Source organism: Micromonospora sp. AB353, assembly GCF_049538395.1.
GTDB classification, from domain to species: domain Bacteria; phylum Actinomycetota; class Actinomycetes; order Mycobacteriales; family Micromonosporaceae; genus Micromonospora; species Micromonospora aurantiaca.
This window is the reverse complement of the sequence record NZ_JBMVFV010000080.1, coordinates 1-17,296: the sequence shown is the minus strand read 5'-3', so window position 1 is coordinate 17,296 and position 17,296 is coordinate 1. Positions and strand designations below refer to the sequence as shown.

At 73.5% G+C, this 17,296-nt stretch carries 15 protein-coding genes; 6 read left to right on the top strand and 9 right to left on the bottom strand.

From position 1 onward, the window contains the following. Nucleotides 1–13: 13 nt before the first annotated feature. From rplM to ACPCK6_RS24760, 5 genes are all read right to left on the bottom strand, one after another. On the bottom strand, nt 14–457 hold the full coding sequence (rplM, locus tag ACPCK6_RS24780; protein WP_018784601.1) for a 50S ribosomal protein L13: 444 nt from the start codon (nt 455–457) through the stop codon (nt 14–16). Nucleotides 458–666: 209 nt separating this feature from the next. Beyond that, nucleotides 667–2,034 carry an MFS transporter gene (locus tag ACPCK6_RS24775; protein ID WP_423482365.1) on the bottom strand — a complete coding sequence of 456 codons (1,368 nt, stop codon included), beginning with the start codon at nt 2,032–2,034 and terminating at the stop codon, nt 667–669. Nucleotides 2,035–2,157: 123 nt separating this feature from the next. Further along, complete coding sequence (locus ACPCK6_RS24770) at nt 2,158–2,451, bottom strand: type II toxin-antitoxin system PemK/MazF family toxin (RefSeq protein ID WP_091426307.1); 294 nt, start codon at nt 2,449–2,451, stop codon at nt 2,158–2,160. Further along, nucleotides 2,441–2,698, bottom strand: coding sequence for a DUF6364 family protein (locus ACPCK6_RS24765; RefSeq protein WP_030501570.1), 258 nt, complete (start codon nt 2,696–2,698; stop codon nt 2,441–2,443). The genes ACPCK6_RS24770 and ACPCK6_RS24765 overlap by 11 nt, the downstream gene beginning before the upstream one ends. Before the next feature lie 71 nt (nt 2,699–2,769). Then, nucleotides 2,770–3,465: a class I SAM-dependent methyltransferase gene (locus ACPCK6_RS24760; RefSeq protein ID WP_423482364.1), complete on the bottom strand. Its 696-nt coding sequence runs from the start codon at nt 3,463–3,465 to the stop codon at nt 2,770–2,772. 146 nt (nt 3,466–3,611) lie between these two features. Here ACPCK6_RS24760 and ACPCK6_RS24755 point away from each other — a divergent pair, with 146 nt between their 5' ends. From ACPCK6_RS24755 to ACPCK6_RS24735, 5 genes are read left to right on the top strand one after another with little or no spacing between them, the layout of a single operon-like run. After that, nucleotides 3,612–5,723 (top strand): molybdopterin oxidoreductase family protein, encoded by a 2,112-nt coding sequence (locus ACPCK6_RS24755; RefSeq protein ID WP_423482363.1) that lies wholly within the window; start codon nt 3,612–3,614, stop codon nt 5,721–5,723. Continuing rightward, nucleotides 5,720–7,192 (top strand): FAD-dependent oxidoreductase, encoded by a 1,473-nt coding sequence (locus ACPCK6_RS24750; RefSeq protein ID WP_423482362.1) that lies wholly within the window; start codon nt 5,720–5,722, stop codon nt 7,190–7,192. Before ACPCK6_RS24755 ends, ACPCK6_RS24750 begins: the two co-directional genes overlap by 4 nt. Continuing rightward, complete coding sequence (nirB, locus tag ACPCK6_RS24745; protein WP_423482361.1) at nt 7,189–9,720, top strand: nitrite reductase large subunit NirB; 2,532 nt, start codon at nt 7,189–7,191, stop codon at nt 9,718–9,720. The genes ACPCK6_RS24750 and nirB overlap by 4 nt, the downstream gene beginning before the upstream one ends. Beyond that, nucleotides 9,717–10,064, top strand: a complete 348-nt coding sequence (gene nirD, locus ACPCK6_RS24740; RefSeq protein ID WP_396883377.1) for a nitrite reductase small subunit NirD — start codon at nt 9,717–9,719, stop codon at nt 10,062–10,064. The genes nirB and nirD overlap by 4 nt, the downstream gene beginning before the upstream one ends. Beyond that, nucleotides 10,064–11,152, top strand: a complete 1,089-nt coding sequence (locus ACPCK6_RS24735; protein ID WP_194801405.1) for a uroporphyrinogen-III synthase — start codon at nt 10,064–10,066, stop codon at nt 11,150–11,152. The genes nirD and ACPCK6_RS24735 overlap by 1 nt, the downstream gene beginning before the upstream one ends. Before the next feature lie 11 nt (nt 11,153–11,163). On the opposite strand, the gene ACPCK6_RS24730 is transcribed toward ACPCK6_RS24735, so the two are convergent. The 4 genes from ACPCK6_RS24730 to ACPCK6_RS24715 all read right to left on the bottom strand — a co-directional run bounded on the left by ACPCK6_RS24730 (nt 11,164) and on the right by ACPCK6_RS24715 (nt 15,635). Continuing rightward, nucleotides 11,164–11,781, bottom strand: a complete 618-nt coding sequence (locus tag ACPCK6_RS24730; protein WP_013288586.1) for a GTP-binding protein — start codon at nt 11,779–11,781, stop codon at nt 11,164–11,166. Then, entirely contained in the window at nt 11,762–12,124 is a 363-nt protein-coding gene (locus tag ACPCK6_RS24725) for a DUF742 domain-containing protein (RefSeq protein ID WP_013288587.1), read from the bottom strand. The genes ACPCK6_RS24730 and ACPCK6_RS24725 overlap by 20 nt, the downstream gene beginning before the upstream one ends. Before the next feature lie 62 nt (nt 12,125–12,186). Continuing rightward, nucleotides 12,187–12,594: a roadblock/LC7 domain-containing protein gene (locus tag ACPCK6_RS24720; RefSeq protein WP_013288588.1), complete on the bottom strand. Its 408-nt coding sequence runs from the start codon at nt 12,592–12,594 to the stop codon at nt 12,187–12,189. Beyond that, nucleotides 12,591–15,635 carry a sensor histidine kinase gene (locus ACPCK6_RS24715; protein ID WP_396883378.1) on the bottom strand — a complete coding sequence of 1,015 codons (3,045 nt, stop codon included), beginning with the start codon at nt 15,633–15,635 and terminating at the stop codon, nt 12,591–12,593. Before ACPCK6_RS24715 ends, ACPCK6_RS24720 begins: the two co-directional genes overlap by 4 nt. Before the next feature lie 447 nt (nt 15,636–16,082). Here ACPCK6_RS24715 and ACPCK6_RS24710 point away from each other — a divergent pair, with 447 nt between their 5' ends. Continuing rightward, nucleotides 16,083–17,264, top strand: a complete 1,182-nt coding sequence (locus tag ACPCK6_RS24710) for an ABC transporter substrate-binding protein (protein ID WP_396883379.1) — start codon at nt 16,083–16,085, stop codon at nt 17,262–17,264. The last annotated feature ends 32 nt before the right edge of the window (nt 17,265–17,296 follow it).

Here is a 17,296-nt window from a genome sequence, read left to right as displayed (position 1 = left end):
CCTTCGCCCGCGCTCACTGCGCGATCTGCTTGATCTCGAACGGCACCGGCTGCTGCGCGGTGTGCGGGTGCTCGGCACCGGCGTAGACCTTCAGCTTCTTGAGAATCTGACGGCCCAGCTTGTTGTGCGGGAGCATGCCCTTCACGGCCAGCTCGATGGCCCGCTCGGGCCGCTTGGTCAGCAGCTCGTCGTAGCCGACCCGCTTCAGGCCACCCGGGTAACCGGAGTGGCGGTAAGCGACCTTGGTCTGACGCTTGTTGCCGGTCAGCGCGACCTTGCCCGCGTTCACGATGACGACGAAGTCGCCCGTGTCGACGTGCGGCGCGAAAGTCGGCTTGTGCTTGCCACGCAGGAGCGTGGCGGCGTGGGTCGCCAGGCGGCCCAGCACGACATCAGAGGCGTCGATGACGTGCCACTGACGCTCGATCTCACCCGGCTTCGGGCTGTACGTACGCACAGGTCTACCTTGTCTCGTCGTCGGTCTGGGGTCGCGCGCCGAGGTGACCAGGAGTACCCAGCCGGACCAGCGCGCACGAACGACCAAGCGTACCTGATGCGGCACGCCTAAGAATGTCGTACAACAGCAGGCAACGATACCCGGCCGCCCGGCGGCAGGTCAAAACGGGGTCGCGCCGCGCGTGGCCTGCGGGTTCGTCATGGCACAGGTCACACGCCGGCCAGCGTACGCGGCCCGGGGCGCAGGTAGACCACCCAGGTCACCAGGAAGCAGAGCGCGTACCAGGCGATGAAGGCCAGGTAGGCGGCGTCAGCCGTGCCGGAGGTCAGGAACGACTGCCGGAACGCCACGTTCACCAGCACCCCGCCCGAGGCGCCGACCGCCCCGGCGATGCCGATCACCGCCCCGGCCAGCCGCCGGGCCCGCCGCTGCGCCGCCTCCGGGTCGCCGGTCGACTCGCTCTCCGCGACGGCCCGGGCTCGGAAGATCGCCGGGATCATCTTGTACGTCGAGCCGTTGCCGATGCCGGAGAAGACGAACAGCGCCAGGAACCCGGCCAGGTAGAGCGGGAACGAGCGCTCCCGGGCCGCGTACAGCACCAGCCCGGCGCCGGCGGCCATCGCCACGAAGTTCCAGAACGTGACCCGGGCCCCGCCCAGCCGGTCGGCGAGCTGACCGCCGACGGGCCGGATCAGCGAGCCGATCAGCGGGCCGAGGAAGGTCAGCCAGGCGGCGTCGACCGGCGTCGGGAACCGGTCGTGGAACTGGAGCTGGAGCACCTGGCCGAAGGCGAACCCGAAGCCGATGAACGAGCCGAACGTGCCGACGTAGAGCAGCGACATCACCCAGGTGTGCGGGTCGCGGGCCGCCGCGCGCAGCGCGCCCGGCTCGTTGCGCGCCCCCGGCACGTTGTCCAGCCAGCGGGCCGCGGCCAGCGCGGCCAGCACGATCAGCGGCAGGTAGACCGCCGGCACCAATCGGGGGTACGCGGCACCGGCGGTCGCCAGCACCGCCAGCCCCACCAGTTGCACAGCCGGTACGCCGAGGTTGCCGCCGCCGGCGTTGAGCCCGAGCGCCCGGCCCTTGAGCCGCTCCGGGAAGAACAGGTTGATGTTCGCCATCGAGGAGGCGAAGTTGCCGCCGCCGATGCCGGACAGGCAGGCCAGCACCATCAGCGTGGCGTACGACACCCCGGGCTCGATCAGCACCGTCATCGGCACCGCCGGCACGAGCAGCAGCAACGCGCTCACGATGGTCCAGTTCCGGCCGCCGAAGCGGGCCACCGCCAGCGTGTACGGCAGCCGCAGCACCGCCCCCAGCGCGGCCGGTACGGCGGTGAGCAGGAACTTCCCGGCCGGGTCGATGCCGTACTCGGGGCCGAGGAACAGCACCGTGACCGACCAGAGGCTCCACACCGAGAAGCCGACGTGCTCGGCGAAGATCGAGACGTACAGGTTGCGCCGGGCCACCCGGGCGCCGCCGGCCGCCCAGAACGCCGGATCCTCCGGCCGCCATTCGGTGAGCCGGCCGGCGGTGGTGGCCGGTGGCGTGGTGGGTGCGGACACGAGAGTGCTCACTGACGGACTCCTCCTCGTCGATGACGAGGCGACGCTCTCAGCCGGTGGTTTCCCCGGCGTGCCCCGCGCGCGTCGGCGCGGCAACGGAGAGCGCACGTCCGCCGGAGGGCGCCGGTGAGGCGGTCACAGCTCCTGGAGGATCCGCAGCGCCCGGCCGACCCGCTGCATGGTCTCGGTGTCGGCCACGTCCACGCACTCGGTGAACCACTTCTTCATCGGTGAGGAGATCCGGTCGGGCATCACCACGTACGCGCCCATCCGTACGGCGAGCGGCGAGTCGCGCAGCAGCGACTCCTCGACCACCTCGGCCACGATCACGATGGGTACCGCAGTGGCGTTGTAGACGTCGGAGCTGATGACCAGACCGAACCGCTCCCGGGCGCCGGAGATGCGCCAGACCTCGCCCCTACGCAGCACGCGGACGCCCGCCGAACAGGGCGTCGTCGACGAGCGCGGCCTCCTGGGCGTCGGCCAGGGCGGCGGCTTCCAGGTCCAGGCCGGCCCGGCCGACCGCGTCGGCGTGCGCGGTGAAGACCTCGCGCAGCGCCTTCTCCCGGGCGGCCTGGTCCATCCAGGCGGAGAGGGAGAGCCCTTCCCGCTTGGCGAACCGGCGCGCCTCCTCGATCGTCTCGTCGGAGAACGACAGCGTCACCTTGGCGGTCATGCCGGGAAGACTACCCATCGGTATGACCACCAGTCATCCTCATCCCCGCCGATCGCCGAAACGGACAGTGATCAGGGACGCCGGCCGCCGAAGACCGCGAAGCGCCACTCCTTGAAGAAGCAGTCCACGTCCATCAGGCCCGCCTCGGCCAGCCACCGGCACTGGTCGGCCACCGGGGCCGGCCGGTCGTGTCGCATCCGCTCCCGGGCGCCGGCGATCTCCTCGGCGTCGGAGCCCAGCTCGGTGATCCGCGCCGTCCACACCTCGTCGTAGCGGCGGTCCAGCGCCGGGGTGGGCCCGGCGACCTGCTCGGCGTTGACGAACACCCCGCCGGGGACGAGCGCGTCGGCGGCCCGCTCGTACAGCGCCCGTTTGCCCTCGTCGTCGAGATGGTGGATGGCCAGCGCGGACACCACCGCGTCGTACCGGCCGGCGGGCAGCGGGCCGGCCAGATCGGCGTGGACGGTGCGGTGCGCCACGCCGCGCTTCTCCAGGTGTGCGGCGGCCACCGCGAGCATGCCGGGGGCGCCGTCCACGAGCGTCAGGCGGACGCCGGGGACGGCCGCGGTCAGCAGCAGGGACAGCAGGCCGGTGCCGGCGCCCAGGTCCAGCACCTCGGGGGTACGCCCGGCGGCGAGCGCGGCGCGCAGCGGGGGTGCGGCCACCTCGACAGCGGTGCCGTAGAAGGCGTCGAAGCAGGGCACCAGGCGGCGTCGGGCCTGGTCGTAGCTGCCGGCCACCGCGTCGAACGCGTCCGCCACGCTCATCATGCCTCCCGTTATATGAGATTGTTGTCCCACATTCTAAGCCCTGCGGAACGCCTCGTCACCTCCGTGCGGTGTGAAGCGCTCGTGACAGGACCGAAACAGAGCAGACCCGGACCGGAAACCGCCCGACGGCACGCTTTTCCGACATGACAGACGGTGCACGCACGGCGACGCGAACGGGGGCACGCCCCGCCGAGGCCGCCACGCACTGCCCGTACTGCGCCCTGCAGTGCGGCATGGTGCTGCGCGCCACCGGCGACGGTGTCGAGGTCGGCGCCCGCGACTTCCCCACCAACCGCGGCGGGCTGTGCCAGAAGGGCTGGACCGCCGCCGACCTGCTCGACCACCCGGACCGGCTCACCACCCCGCTGCTGCGCGACCGGCCCGGCGGCGAGTTGCGCCCGGCGACCTGGGACGAGGCGCTCGATCGGGTCGCCGCCGGAGTCCGGGACATGCAGCACCGGCACGGGCCGGACGCGGTGGCGGTCTTCGGCGGCGGCGGCCTCACCAACGAGAAGGCGTACGCGCTGGGCCGCTTCGCCCGGGTGACGCTGCGGACCCGGCACATCGACTACAACGGGCGCTGGTGCATGTCGTCGGCCGCGGCGGCCGGGAACCGGGCGTTCGGGATCGACCGCGGGCTGCCGTTCCCGCTCGCGGATCTCGGCCACGCGGACACGCTGCTGCTGGTCGGCGCGAACCCGGCCGAGACCATGCCGCCGCTGATGCGGCACGTCGCCGACCTGCGGGAACGCGGCGGCCGGCTGATCGTGATCGACCCGCGCGCCACCGCCACCGCCCGCCAGGCCGACCTGCACCTGCAACCCCTGCCCGGCACCGACCTCGCGGTCGCGAACGCGCTGCTGCACATCGCGCTCACCGAGGGCTGGCTGGACCGGTCGTACGTGGCGGAGCGGACCACCGGCTTCGACGACGTCCGGCGGACGGTGGCCGGCTACTGGCCGGCGGAGGTGGAACGGCTCTCCGGCGTGCCGGTGGCCGACCTGTACGCCACCGCCCGCGCGCTCGCCACAGTGGACCGCGCGGTCATTCTCACCGCCCGGGGTGCCGAGCAGCACGCCAAGGGCGTCGACACGGTCACCGCCTTCATCAACCTGGCACTCGCCCTGGGCCTGCCCGGCCGCCCCGGCTCGGGTTACGGCTGCCTGACCGGGCAGGGCAACGGGCAGGGTGGGCGGGAACACGGGCAGAAGGCCGACCAGCTCCCCGGCTACCGGCGCATCGACGACCCGGCGGCCCGCGAGCACGTCGCCGGGGTGTGGGGCGTCGAACCGGACTCGCTACCCGGGCCGGGGGTGCCGGCCTACCAGCTCCTGGACGCGCTCGGCACGCCGTCCGGCGCGCGGGCGCTGCTGGTGTTCGGTTCCAACCCGGTCGTGTCCGCGCCCCGCGCCGCGCGGGTCGAGTCCCGGCTGCGCGCCATGGACCTGCTCGTGGTGGCGGACTTCGTCCGCTCCGAGACGGCCGAGCTGGCCGACGTGGTGCTGCCGGTCGCCCAGTGGGCCGAGGAGGACGGCACGATGACCAATCTGGAGGGCCGGGTGCTGCGCCGCCGGGCGTTTCGTGAGCCACCCGCCGGGGTCCGTACCGAGCTGGAGATCCTCGCCGCGCTCGCCGCACGGCTGAGCGGGGGCGGGACGCCGCTGCCGGCCGACCCGCGCGAGGTGTTCGCGGAGCTGGGGCGGGCCTCGGCCGGCGGGCCGGCCGACTACGCCGGGATCACCTGGGACCGGATCGACGCCGACACCGGCGTGTTCTGGCCCTGCCCGGACCGGGACGGCCCGGACACACCCCGGCTGTTCGCCGACCACTTCCCCACCCCGGACGGCCGGGCCCGGTTCCATCCGGTGACCCACCGGCCGGCCGCCGAACCGGTGTGCGCCGACTACCCGCTGCACTTCACCACCGGCCGGGTGCTCGCGCAGTACCAGTCCGGCGCGCAGACCCGGCGGGTGGCCGCGCTGCGCCGCGCCGCGCCGGGCGGCTTCGTCGAGCTGCACCCGGACCTGGCAGCACGGATCGGCGTGGCCGAGGGGACACCGGTACGTGTGGTCTCCCGCCGGGGTGAGTTGTGCGCACCGGCCCGGCTCAGCACCGCGATCCGGCCGGACACCGTCTTCGCGCCGTTCCACTGGCCCGGCGCGCAACGCGCCAACTCGGTCACCAACGACGCGCTCGACCCGGTCTCCGGGATGCCCGAGTTCAAGATCTGCGCGGTCCGGGTGGAGCCGGCATGAACGAACGCATCGTCGTCGTCGGCTACGGGATGGCCGGCGCCCGGCTCGCCGCCGAGCTGCACGCACGCGGCGGAGACCGGCGGATCACCGTGCTCGGGGCGGAGCCGCACCGCGCGTACAACCGGATCATGCTCTCCACGCTGCTCGCCGGACGCATCGGCGAGCCGGACGTGGAGCTGGTCGAAGCCGTCGGGCCGGGCGTCGAGGTCCACACCGGCGCGGCGGTCACCGCAGTGGACCGGGCCGCCGGCGAGGTGGTCACCGACGACGGCGAGCGACACGGGTACGACCACCTGGTGCTCGCCACCGGCAGCCGGGCCGTGGTGCCGCCGCTGCCGGGCCTCGCCCCGCTGCCCGAGCGGGTGGTCCCGTTCCGCACGCTCGGCGACTGTCGGCGGATCCTCGCCGCCGCCGAGGGCGCGCGGCGCGTGATCGTGCTCGGCGGCGGGCTGCTGGGTCTGGAGGCGGCCCGAGGGCTGGCCGCCCGAGGTCTCGACGTGACTGTGGTCCACCCGGTCGGGCACCTGATGGAACGTCAGCTCGACCCGCCGGCCGGCGCGGTCCTCGCGGGCACGCTCGCCGGCCTGGGCGTCCGGTCCCGGCTCGGGGTGCCGGCCACCGCCGTGACCGCCGGGGCCGACGGCGTCCGCCTGCACCTGGGCGACGCCGGGACGCTCGACGCCGACCTGCTGGTGCTCTGCTGCGGGGTACGCCCCGACACCGCGCTCGCCGCGGCGGCCGGGCTCGCCGTCGAGCGGGGCGTGGTGGTGGACGACCGGATGCGGACGAGCGACCGGCGGATCTCCGCGATCGGCGACTGCGCCCAGCACGACGGGACGCTGACCGGGCTCGTCGCGCCGGCCTGGGCGCAGGCCCGGGTGGTGGCCGACGTGCTGACCGGCGCGGACCCGCTGGCCCGGTACCGGCCCCGGCCGGCGGTGACCCGGCTCAAGGCGGCCGGCATCGACCTGGCCGCGATGGGCGACGTGGACGGGACCGGCGACGGGGACGGGCCGGTCGAGGAGCTGACCTTCGCCGACCCGGCCCGGGGCACCTACGCCCGGCTGCGCATCCGGGACGAGCGGCTGACCGGCGCGATCCTGCTCGGCGACAACCCGGCGGTCGGCACCGTGGTGCAGCTGTTCGACAGGGGCGCGCCGGTGCCGGCGGACCGGCGTTCGCTGCTGCTCGGCCGGGCGTTGGGCGAGGCGCCGGCCGGACCGGCCGCGTCGCCGGCGCTGATGCCGGATGCCGCAACAGTGTGCCGGTGCAACGACGTGAACAAGGGCGCGCTGGTGGCGTGCTGGCGGGCGGGCGCCCGGACGGCGGCGGAGCTGTCCGCGGCGACCCGGGCCGCCACCGGCTGCGGCAGTTGCCGGGACGCGGTGGCCGGCATCGCCGCCTGGCTCGCCGAGGCGGATCCGTCCACAACCGACGAGGTACGCGAGACGGTGGAGGTGGCGTCATGACCGAGCGAAGCAGCAGGCTGGTCGTGGTCGGCAACGGCATGGTGGGGCAGCGGTTCGTCGAGGCGCTGCGGGCCCGGGACACCGACGGACGGTGGCGGGTCACGGTGCTCGCCGAGGAACGGCGCGCGGCGTACGACCGGGTGCGGCTCTCGGCCGTCTTCGACGGGGTGGACGCCGGCGACCTGAACCTGCACACCCCCGACGCCGGTGTGGACCTGCGACTGGGCGAACCGGCCACCGGCGTCGACCGGGCACGGCGGGTGGTGACCACGGCGGCCGGCGAGTACCCGTACGACGCGCTGGTGCTGGCCACCGGCTCCTACGCGTTCGTGCCGCCGGTCGACGGCACCGATCTGCCAGGCGTCTTCGTCTACCGGACGCTGGACGACCTGGCCGCGATCCGGGAGCACGCCCGGGGCCGCCGTACCGGGGCGGTGATCGGTGGCGGGCTGCTCGGGCTGGAGGCGGCGAACGCGCTGCGGCTGCTCGGGCTCGCCACCAGCGTGGTCGAGTTCGCGCCCCGGCTGATGCCGGTGCAGGTGGACGAGGCGGGCGGCGCGATGCTCCGGCGGTACGTCGAGGAGCTGGGCGTCACGCCGTACCTCGGGGTGGCCACCACGGCGCTGCGCCCCGGGCCGGACGGCACGGTCGCCGCGCTCGACCTGGCCGACGGCCGTGCGGTCGACGCGGAGCTGGTGGTGGTGGCCGCCGGGATCCGGCCGCGCGACGAGCTGGCCCGCGCGGCCGGGCTGCCGCTGGGCCCGCGCGGCGGCGTGCTGGTGGACGCGGCCTGCCGGACCGCCGACGAGCGGATCTGGGCGGTGGGCGAGTGCGCGGCGGTGGACGGGGTCTGCCACGGACTCGTCGCGCCCGGGTACGCCACCGCCGAGGTGGTCGCGGACCGGCTGCTCGGCGGCGCTGCCACGTTCCCCGGCGCGGACACCGCCACGAAACTCAAGCTGCTCGGCGTGGACGTGGCCTCGTTCGGTGACGCGCACGGTGCCACCCCCGGCTGCCTCGACGTGACGTACACCGACCCGGCCACCCGCTCGTACGCGAAGCTGGTCCTCTCCGACGACGCGCGGACGCTGCTCGGCGGCGTGCTGGTGGGGGACGCGAGCGCGTACCCGGCGTTGCGCGCCAGTGTCGGCGGACCGCTGCCCGCTCCCCCGCTGGCGTTGCTGGCGCCCGCCGGCGGCGCGGGCGCCGGCGCCGGCGCGTTGCCCGCGACCGCGCAGGTCTGCTCCTGCAACGCGGTCACCCGGGCCGATCTGGACGCGGCGATCGCCGGCGGGGCGACCGACGTGCCGGCGCTGAAGGCGTGCACCCGCGCCGGCACGAGCTGCGGTTCCTGCGTGCCCATGCTCAAGCAGCTGTTGGACGCCGCCGGGGTACGCCAGTCGACGGCGCTGTGCGAGCACTTCGACCACAGCCGGCAGGAGCTGTTCGACCTGATCCGGGTGCGGGGCGTCAGCACGTTCTCCCGGCTCGTCGCCGAGCACGGGCGCGGCAGCGGGTGCGACATCTGCAAGCCGGTGGTGGCCTCGATCCTGGCGTCGCTCGGCACCGGGCACGTGCTCGACGGTGAGCAGGCGTCGCTGCAGGACACGAACGACCACTTCCTGGCGAACCTGCAACGCGACGGCAGCTACTCCGTGGTGCCCCGGATTCCCGGCGGGGAGATCACCCCGGAGAAGCTGATCGCGATCGGCGAGGTGGCGCGGGACTTCCGGTTGTACACGAAGATCACCGGCGGGCAGCGGATCGACCTGTTCGGCGCGCGCGTCGACCAGCTGCCGCAGATCTGGCGCCGGCTCGTCGACGCGGGCTTCGAGTCGGGCCACGCGTACGGCAAGGCGCTGCGCACCGTGAAGTCCTGCGTGGGCGACACCTGGTGCCGCTACGGCGTGCAGGACTCGGTGGGGCTCGCGGTCGCGCTGGAGCTGCGCTACCGGGGCCTGCGCGCGCCGCACAAGCTCAAGTCGGCCGTCTCCGGCTGCGCCCGCGAGTGCGCCGAGGCCCGGAGCAAGGACTTCGGCGTCATCGCCACCGAGACCGGATGGAACCTCTACGTCGGCGGCAACGGCGGTTTCCGGCCCCGGCACGCCGACCTGTTCGCCACCGACCTGAGCACCGCGGAACTGGTGGCCCTCATCGACCGGTTCCTCATGTACTACATCCGCACCGCCGACCGGTTGCAGCGCACCGCCGCCTGGATCGAGGCCATGGACGGCGGCCTGGACCACCTCCGGTCGGTGCTCGTGGACGACTCGCTCGGGCTCTGCGCCGACCTCGACGCGGCGATGGCCCGGCACGTCGCGAGCTACTCCGACGAGTGGCGCGACGTCCTGGAGGACCCGGACCGGCTGCGCCGCTTCACCTCCTTCGTCAACGCGCCGGACGTACCCGACCCGTCCATCACCTTCACCCAGGAGCGGGGCCAGCCGGTGCCGGCCCGGGGCGCGCCCCCGGACGGCGGACACCGCCGCCAGCCCGTCGTGCTGGGCCTGCCGGAGGTACGCCGATGAGCCCCGTCGTCACGCTGGACTGGACCCCGGTCTGCCCGCTGGACCGCCTCGACCCCGGCCGGGGCGTGGCCGCCCTCGTCGACGGCGTCCAGGTGGCGGTCTTCCGCACCGCGGACGGGCTGTACGCGGTGGACAACCTCGACCCGGTCGGCGGCGCGTACGTCATGTCCCGAGGGCTGGTCGGCAGCCGGGGCGGGGTACCCACGCTCGCCTCGCCGCTGCACAAGCAGGTCTACGACCTCACCACGGGGCGGTGCCTGGACCTACCGGGCGTGACGCTGCGCCGGCATCCGGCGCGCTGCCGGGACGGCCTGGTCGAGGTGCGGTTACGGCAGGAGGAATGATGCGGGACGAGCTGGCCGGCTTCACCATCGGGGTCACCGCCGACCGGCGGCGCGACGAACTGGCCGCGCTGCTCCAGCGGCGTGGGGCGCGGGTGGTGCTCGCCCCGGCGCTACGGATCGTCCCGCTGGCCGACGACACGGACCTGCGTGAGGCCACCCGGGCCTGCCTGGAACAGCCGCCGGACGTGCTGATGGCCAACACCGGCATCGGCATGCGCGGCTGGCTGGAGGCGGCCGAGGGCTGGGGGCTGGCCGAGCCGCTGCGCAGCACGCTCGCCCGCGCGTACGTGGTGTCCCGCGGCCCGAAGGCGACCGGCGCGATCCGTGCCGCCGGGCTGCGCGAGCACTGGTCACCGGATTCGGAGAGCTGCGACGAGGTGGTCGAGCACCTCGTCCGGCGCGGGGTGGCCGGCCAGGTGGTGGCGATGCAACTGCACGGCGAGCGGCAGCCCGAGTGCGCCGACGCGCTGGTGGCGGCCGGCGCCACGGTGATCGAGGTACCGGTGTACCGGTGGGCGCCGCCGGCCGACCCGGCGCCGCTGCACCGGCTCATCGACCTGGTGGCCGGGCGTCTCGTCGACGCGGTCACGTTCACCTCCGCCCCGGCGGCCGAGGCGCTGCTGCGGGCGGCCGGGGACCGTACCGAGACGGTGCTGGAGGCGTTGCGCGGCGACGTGCTGGCCGGGTGCGTCGGCACCGTCACCGCCGAGCCGCTGGTCCGGCGCGGGGTGCCGGTGAGCGCGCCGAGCCGGGCCCGGCTGGGCGCGCTGGTCCGCACCATCGTCGAGGAGTTGCCCCGGCGCACCGTCTCGGTGAAGGCGGCCGGGCACGTGCTGACGCTGCGCGGGCACGCCGCGGTGGTGGACGGTGAGCTGCGTCAGCTGGCGCCGGCGCCGATGGCGGTGCTGCGGGCACTCGCCGCGTCACCGGGGAAGGTGCTCTCCCGCACCGCGCTGCTGCGGACGCTGCCGCGCGGCGCCGACGAGCACGCGGTGGAGATGGCTGTCGCCCGCCTGCGGGCCGGGCTGAAGGCGCCCCGCGTGGTGCAGACGGTGGTCAAGCGGGGGTACCGCCTGCGGGTCGACTGACCCGCAGGCGGTCAGCCCACGGAGGCCGGGTAGCCGTGCTCGGCCTGGAGGCGGAGCATGGCGTGCTCCACCACTGTCACCAGCACCTGCTTGACCGAGTCCCGCTGACGGGCGTCGCACAGCACCATCGGCACGTCCGGGGAGATGGCGAGCGCCTCCCGGACCTCCTCCAGCTCGTAGTGCGGCGCGTCGCCGAAGCGGTTCAACGCCACGACGTACGGCAGCTTGCGGTTCTCGAAGTAGTCCAGCGGCGCGAACGCGTCGGTAATCCGGCGGGTGTCCACGAGCACCGCCGCACCCACCGCGCCCCTGATGATCTCGTCCCACATGAACCAGAAGCGGGTCTGGCCCGGTGTGCCGAACAGGTAGAGGATCAGATCCTCGGCCATGGTGATACGGCCGAAGTCCATGGCGACCGTGGTGGTCTCCTTGCCCGGCACCTTCGACGCGTCGTCGATGCCCACGCCCGCCGCGGTCATCAGCGCCTCGGTGGTCAGCGGCTGGATCTCGGAGATCGCCCCGACGAGCGTGGTCTTTCCCACGCCGAAGCCACCCGCGATCACGATCTTCGCGGAGATGATCTCCCGGCCGCGGTTCACCCCGTCGGGGTCATAGTTCGCGAAGTCCACTTAGCACCCTTCCAAGCAGGTTCATCCGCGCCGCGAAACCCGTCGCGGGAGCGGCAGTGTGTAGCGTCAGCAGGCCCTCGGCCACCATGTCGGCGACCAGCACCCGGGTGACGCCCAGCGGCATCCGGGTGTAAGCGGCGATTTCCGCAAGCGACTGCGCCCGGCCCTCACAGACCGAGGAGATGCGGTACTTGTCGTGCCCGGCGAAGCGCGCCTCGGCCGACTGCGTCGGCGTGCTCGACAGCACCGCCTCGAGCGCGATGTTCTGCAACGGCTCGGTGCGGCCCCGGGTGACCGCGTACGGCCTCACCAGCGCGCCACGTGGATCACGTCGCGGGTCCATCTCGCGATCACCTCCCCTCGTTCGGAGCCGCACCGGCTCCGGTCGTCAGCTCCCCGCTCCGATCAGGACCGGACCGCGTCCCTCGGCAGCGGGACCAGTGCCTGGCCGACCCGCTCCACCAGCAGCGCCATCTCGTAACCCACCTGGCCGACGTCGCAGCTGCGCGCCGCGAGCACGGCCATCGACGAACCGTCGCTGATGGACATCAGGAACAGGTAGCCGCTGTCCATCTCGATCACGGTCTGCAACACCCCGCCGGCGCTGAACATCCGCGCCGCGCCCTCGGTCAGGCTCACCACGCCGGAGGTGATCGCGGCGAGCTGGTCGGCCCGGTCGCCGGGCAGATCCCGGGAGGAGGCGAGCAGCAGCCCGTCCGCGGACACCGCCACCACGTGCGCGATGCCCGCAACGCTGTCGGCGAAGTTGGTGAGAAGCCACCCCATGTCCTGCATGGCCGCCGGCCTGTTCATCGGTTCGTCTCCTTGGTCGAGGTGCTGTTCAGGTCGGCGCCGGCCGTACGGCCCCGCTGGACGCCACGGTGGTAGGCGGAGAGCAGACCGCGTACCTCGTCCGGCGTGCGCCGGCTGCGGTCCCGGCCGCTCTTCGGCTCTATTCCGCCGGGCACGAGCTGCGCCTGCGGAACCCGCTTGGGCAGGCCGGAGCGGGTGGTCCCGCCGGTGGTGGGCTCCGCGGCACGGCTGGCCCGCGACCAGCCCTCGTCGGCCGCCGTACGCCAGGCCTCCGGGTCGATCGGCGGCGCGGGCGCGGGCTCGGCGGCGGGGGGCGGCGTCGCGGCCGCCGGCGGCGTGGACGGGACCTCCGGCGGGCTGTACGCGGGCGGCGTGGTCGGCGTGGTCAGCCCCGACGCCTGGGCCCCCGGGGTGCGGGTGGGCAGCTTCGGACGTGCCGACGCCGCAGGGGGCGCCACCGCCGGCTGTGCCGGCGCGGGCGGCTCGTCGAACGTGGGACGGGTGAAGATGGTGGTCTCGTCCTCTCCGTGCGAACGGAACCAGACCGCCTCCATCTCACGGAATATCGGCGCCTCGGCCCGCTGCTCGGGCCGGGCCACCACGGGCGTCGCCGGGGTGCTCTCCACCGCCGGCGCCGCGGCGAGCGGCTGGTAGGCCGGAGGTGCGGCCTGGGTCGCGGGTTGCGTCGACTCGACACCGGGCGTCCGCTTGGGCAGCGGGTCCAGCGCGGGGTACGCCACCGTCGGCCCACCGGCCGACCAGCCCGCTCCGGAGACCGGAGCCGGCGCGGCGGGCGCCGCGGCCACCGGGGCGGGCGCCGCCACAGTCGGCAGCGCGCCGGTCGCCCCACCCAGCTGGACGGCGGGAGTGGTGTCGCGCGTCTCGGCGGGCGTCTGCCACCGGGACGGCGGGGCGGTGGTCGCCCCGCGCCACTGGTCGGCGAGCGTCGCGGTGGCCGCGCCCCGCCCGGCTCCGGCCAGCGCGTCACCGGCGCCGACCTGGCTGAGCGGGGACTGCTCGACGGCGAGCGGCTGACGCGGCCGGGTCAGCGGGGCCTGGCCCCGGTTGGCCGGCAGCACCACTGTCGAGTTCGGCAGCGTCACCTGGGCGACGGTGCCGCCCTCGACGTTGCGGCGCAGCTCGACGCGGATGCCGTAGCGGGACGCGAGCCGGCTGACCACGGCCAGACCCATCAGCCGGAACGCGGCCACGTCGACGGTCGGCGGCGCGGCCAGTCGCCGGTTGAGCGAGTCGAGCTGGTCGTCGCTGAGGCCCAGTCCGCGGTCCTCGATCTGGATCAGCACGTAGTCGCGGATCCGGCGGCCGTCGGCCACCACTGTGGTGTTCGGCGGCGAGAAGCGGGTGGCGTTGTCGAGCAGCTCGGCGACCAGCCGGACGACGTCGTTGACGGCGTGCGCGGCCACCGAGATGTCGGTGTCGACGGTGCCGAACTCGATCCGGTTGTAGAGCTCGACCTCGGACTGCGCGGCGCGCAGTACGTCGACCAGGAGCGCGTCGTCGCGACGCGGTACGGCCGAGTCGGCGCCGGCGAGCACCAGCAGATTCTCGTCGTTGCGGCGCATCCGGGTGGCGAGGTGGTCCAGCTCGAACAGCTGCGCCAGCCGCTTCGGGTCCTCCTCGGACCGCTCGATCGCGTCGAGCTCGCCGATCATGCGGTCGACCAGGCTCTGCGAGCGGCGGGCCAGGTTGAGGAACATCGCCGAGACGCTCGTCCGCAGCGCGGCCTGTTCGGCCGCGACCCGGACCGCCTCGCGGTGGACCACGTTGAAGGCCACCGCCACCTGACCGACCTCGTCGCGGTTGCTCAGCTTGATCGGGTCCCGTACCTGCTGGACGATCTCGTCCACGCCGCCGTCACCGATGGCGTTGACGTTCTGCAGCCGGCTCACCGCGTCCGGCAGGTCGTGGTTGGCCACGGCGAGCGCGCCCTCGCGCAGCCGGCGCAGCGAGTCGTTGAGCGAGCGGGCCAGCACCACGGCGAGCGTCACCGCGACCGCGAGCGTGAGCAGCACGAGCAGGCTCTCCACGATCGCCTGCCGGATCACGTCGGCGCGTGCCTCGTCGGCGTCGGCCAGCATCTCGTCGAGGAGCTGGATCTCGGCCCACCGCATCAGGTCGTCGACCGCGCCGATGGCGGCGGACGCCTCGTCGCGGGTGACCAGCGCCGGACGCCCGATGGACCGGGAGACGTCGCCGGCGACCCGGTCGGCGAGCTGGACGGCGTCACCGGAGACGGTGCGGTCCACCAGGGCCCGCTGGCCCGGCGTCGCGGACCGGGAGAAGGTGAGCAGCGCCTCCTGCTGGCCGGTGAGCGTGGCCACGAAGGACGAGAACTGCTCCTCGTCGACCTGCCCGCCGTCGAGGGCGGTGAAGGCCACCGCCTGCTCCTCGGCCACCTCGGCCTTGGCGTGGGCGAACGCGGCCACCGCGCGGCGGGCGTCGGCCAGGCTGTCCGCGCCCGGCTGCTGGGCCAGCGCGTCGCTGTACGCGACCAGGTCGTCCAGCACGATGCCGTAGCGCAGACTCGCCTCGGCCACCGGCATCTGCAGCCGGTCCAGCACCTCCTGGCGGGTGCCGTTCAACGTGGACAGGTGGGCGTCGATCACCTTGAGCTGGCTGCTGATCGCACCGGACACGTCGCCGAGCTTGCCCCGCTCGTCCTGGTACGCCGCGATGCGCTCGTCGGTCTGACGCACCCGCAGGTTGTACGCGTCCGGCTTCTGGTTCGGGTCGGCCAGGAAGACCGCCGCCGCCATCCGCTCCTTGTGCAGGTCCTGGGTGAGCGCCGCGATGTCGACAGACACCGCGCTCAGCGACCGGACCCGGTCGGCCTCGTACGCGCCCTGCCCGACCGAAACGAGTCGGATAGTTGCCAGTGCGATGACAGCCGCGACCGGAACGACCAGGATGAGGGCGAGCTTGGAGCGAATCCGCGCGTCGCGCAGCCTGGGCAGGCGCCGGCGCCGGTTCCGCTGTTCGGCGTTGGGGCTCCCGGGCAGGGTCGTAGGTCCGGTGCTCACGACATCGCCTCCGTCGTTTCTTCCACGCGCGACCCGCTGACCCGTGCCTGGTGCAGCGGCCAGCGCCACGCGCGGCACGGCCGCGATTTCATCAGACGAGATCCTGTTTGGGAAGCCGCAGTGAGGCAGGAAACGGTCGCGGCCGACGCATCCCGGGATCCGATCACCTAATACCTTCTTTTCTCCAACCCCCTGAACAGGGGATGTCACTCCAGAGTGGTCACGCGCATCTGTGCAGTAATTGTCAGTTAATGTTCCGTGTCCCCAGCATGTGGGATGGCTGTCCCGAAACAGCACTCGTCAGCCCGGCTTGACCACAGGCCCCGGCATTGGCAAGGTTTTGCAGGCTTCGCGCACACCGTACGGCAAACCAATCCCGTTCCTCCACTGAGGACGGACGAGCGGCGGTGATCGGGCGTCGGCCCGCGCCGCACCTGGAGGACTGAGTTGAGCCCCATCCGCTCCGCGAGCATCGCGGCGCTCGCATCGGCCGTGCTGGCCACCACGCTCACCGGCTGCGGGATCGGCGGGGAACCGCAGGACACCAGCCCGATCGTGATCGCCGCCGACCTGGAACTCTCCGGCGCGTCGGCGCCGGTCGGCAAGGTCTACCAACGGGCTCTGCAACTGAAGGTCGAGCAGTTGAACGCCTCCGGCGCACTGGGCGGCCGGAAGATCGATCTGCGGGTCAAGGACAACCGCTCGGATGCCGCGGAATCCTTGCGGAACATCAATGATTTCAGCAGCGACTCGCGCGTGAGCGCGGTCATCATGGGCGGCTGCAACGAATGCGCCGTCGGCGCGGCCCGAACGATCGGCGAGAAGCGCATTCCGACGATCGCACTGGGGTCGTCCAGCGAGATCACCGAGCCGGTGGCCGAGCGCCGATATGTCTTCAAGCTCGCCCCGAACGCCACCGACAGCGCCGCCGCGCTCGCCGCGGAACTGGAGCGGCGCGAGATCCGCAAGGTGGCGCTGCTGCACAGCGCCGAGGGATACGGCCAGGAAGGGCTCGCCGCCCTGCGCCGCGAGCTGAGCAAGACCTCCGTGAAGCTGGTCGCCAACGAGTCGGTGCGGGTCACCGACACCGAGGTCGGCACGCAGATCAACGAGCTGATCGCCCGCAAGCCGCAGGCAATGGTCCTGTGGACCACGCCGGAGCAGGCGATGCTCGCCGCCACCACGGCCCGGCAGAGCAAGTTCCGCGGGTCGCTGTTCTTCGACGCCACGGCCGCCGGTGACCTCTTCCTGGGCCCCTCGGCCCGCTCCACCGACGAGGCCACGCTGATCTTCACCCAGACCATGGTGATCGACGACGTGATCGCCACCACCCCGGCCAAGGCCGCTCGGCGGCAGTGGTTCCAGGACTACACCGCCCGGTTCGGCGGCTACAACGGCTTCTCCTCGTTCGCGGCGGACGCGGTCCAGCTGATCGCCGACGCCGAGCTGCAGGCCGGCGGCGAGCCGGGCAAGGTCGACCGGGACGGGCTGCGCGACGTGCTGGAGACGTCGCAGCTCGACGGGCTGTCCGGGCCGATCCGGATGACGCCGGACAACCACTCCGGGCTGATGCCGCAGGCGTTGACGACGCTCGTGGCTCGGGGTGGTCGCTGGCGGCTCGCTGGTTAGTCACTGTTGGGGGCGTGGCCCCACCGCAACCG

Excerpts from the sequence above, each read along its gene's own strand:
- ACPCK6_RS24765 (WP_030501570.1), bottom strand. The coding sequence starts at position 2,698 with ATGACCGCCAAGGTGACGCTGTCGTTCTCCGACGAGACGATCGAGGAG.
- ACPCK6_RS24760 (WP_423482364.1), bottom strand. The coding sequence starts at position 3,465 with ATGAGCGTGGCGGACGCGTTCGACGCGGTGGCCGGCAGCTACGACCAG.
- ACPCK6_RS24755 (WP_423482363.1), top strand. The coding sequence starts at position 3,612 with ATGACAGACGGTGCACGCACGGCGACGCGAACGGGGGCACGCCCCGCC.
- ACPCK6_RS24750 (WP_423482362.1), top strand. The coding sequence starts at position 5,720 with ATGAACGAACGCATCGTCGTCGTCGGCTACGGGATGGCCGGCGCCCGG.
- nirB (WP_423482361.1), top strand. The coding sequence starts at position 7,189 with ATGACCGAGCGAAGCAGCAGGCTGGTCGTGGTCGGCAACGGCATGGTG.
- nirD (WP_396883377.1), top strand. The coding sequence starts at position 9,717 with ATGAGCCCCGTCGTCACGCTGGACTGGACCCCGGTCTGCCCGCTGGAC.
- ACPCK6_RS24735 (WP_194801405.1), top strand. The coding sequence starts at position 10,064 with ATGCGGGACGAGCTGGCCGGCTTCACCATCGGGGTCACCGCCGACCGG.
- ACPCK6_RS24725 (WP_013288587.1), bottom strand. The coding sequence starts at position 12,124 with ATGGACCCGCGACGTGATCCACGTGGCGCGCTGGTGAGGCCGTACGCG.
- ACPCK6_RS24720 (WP_013288588.1), bottom strand. The coding sequence starts at position 12,594 with ATGAACAGGCCGGCGGCCATGCAGGACATGGGGTGGCTTCTCACCAAC.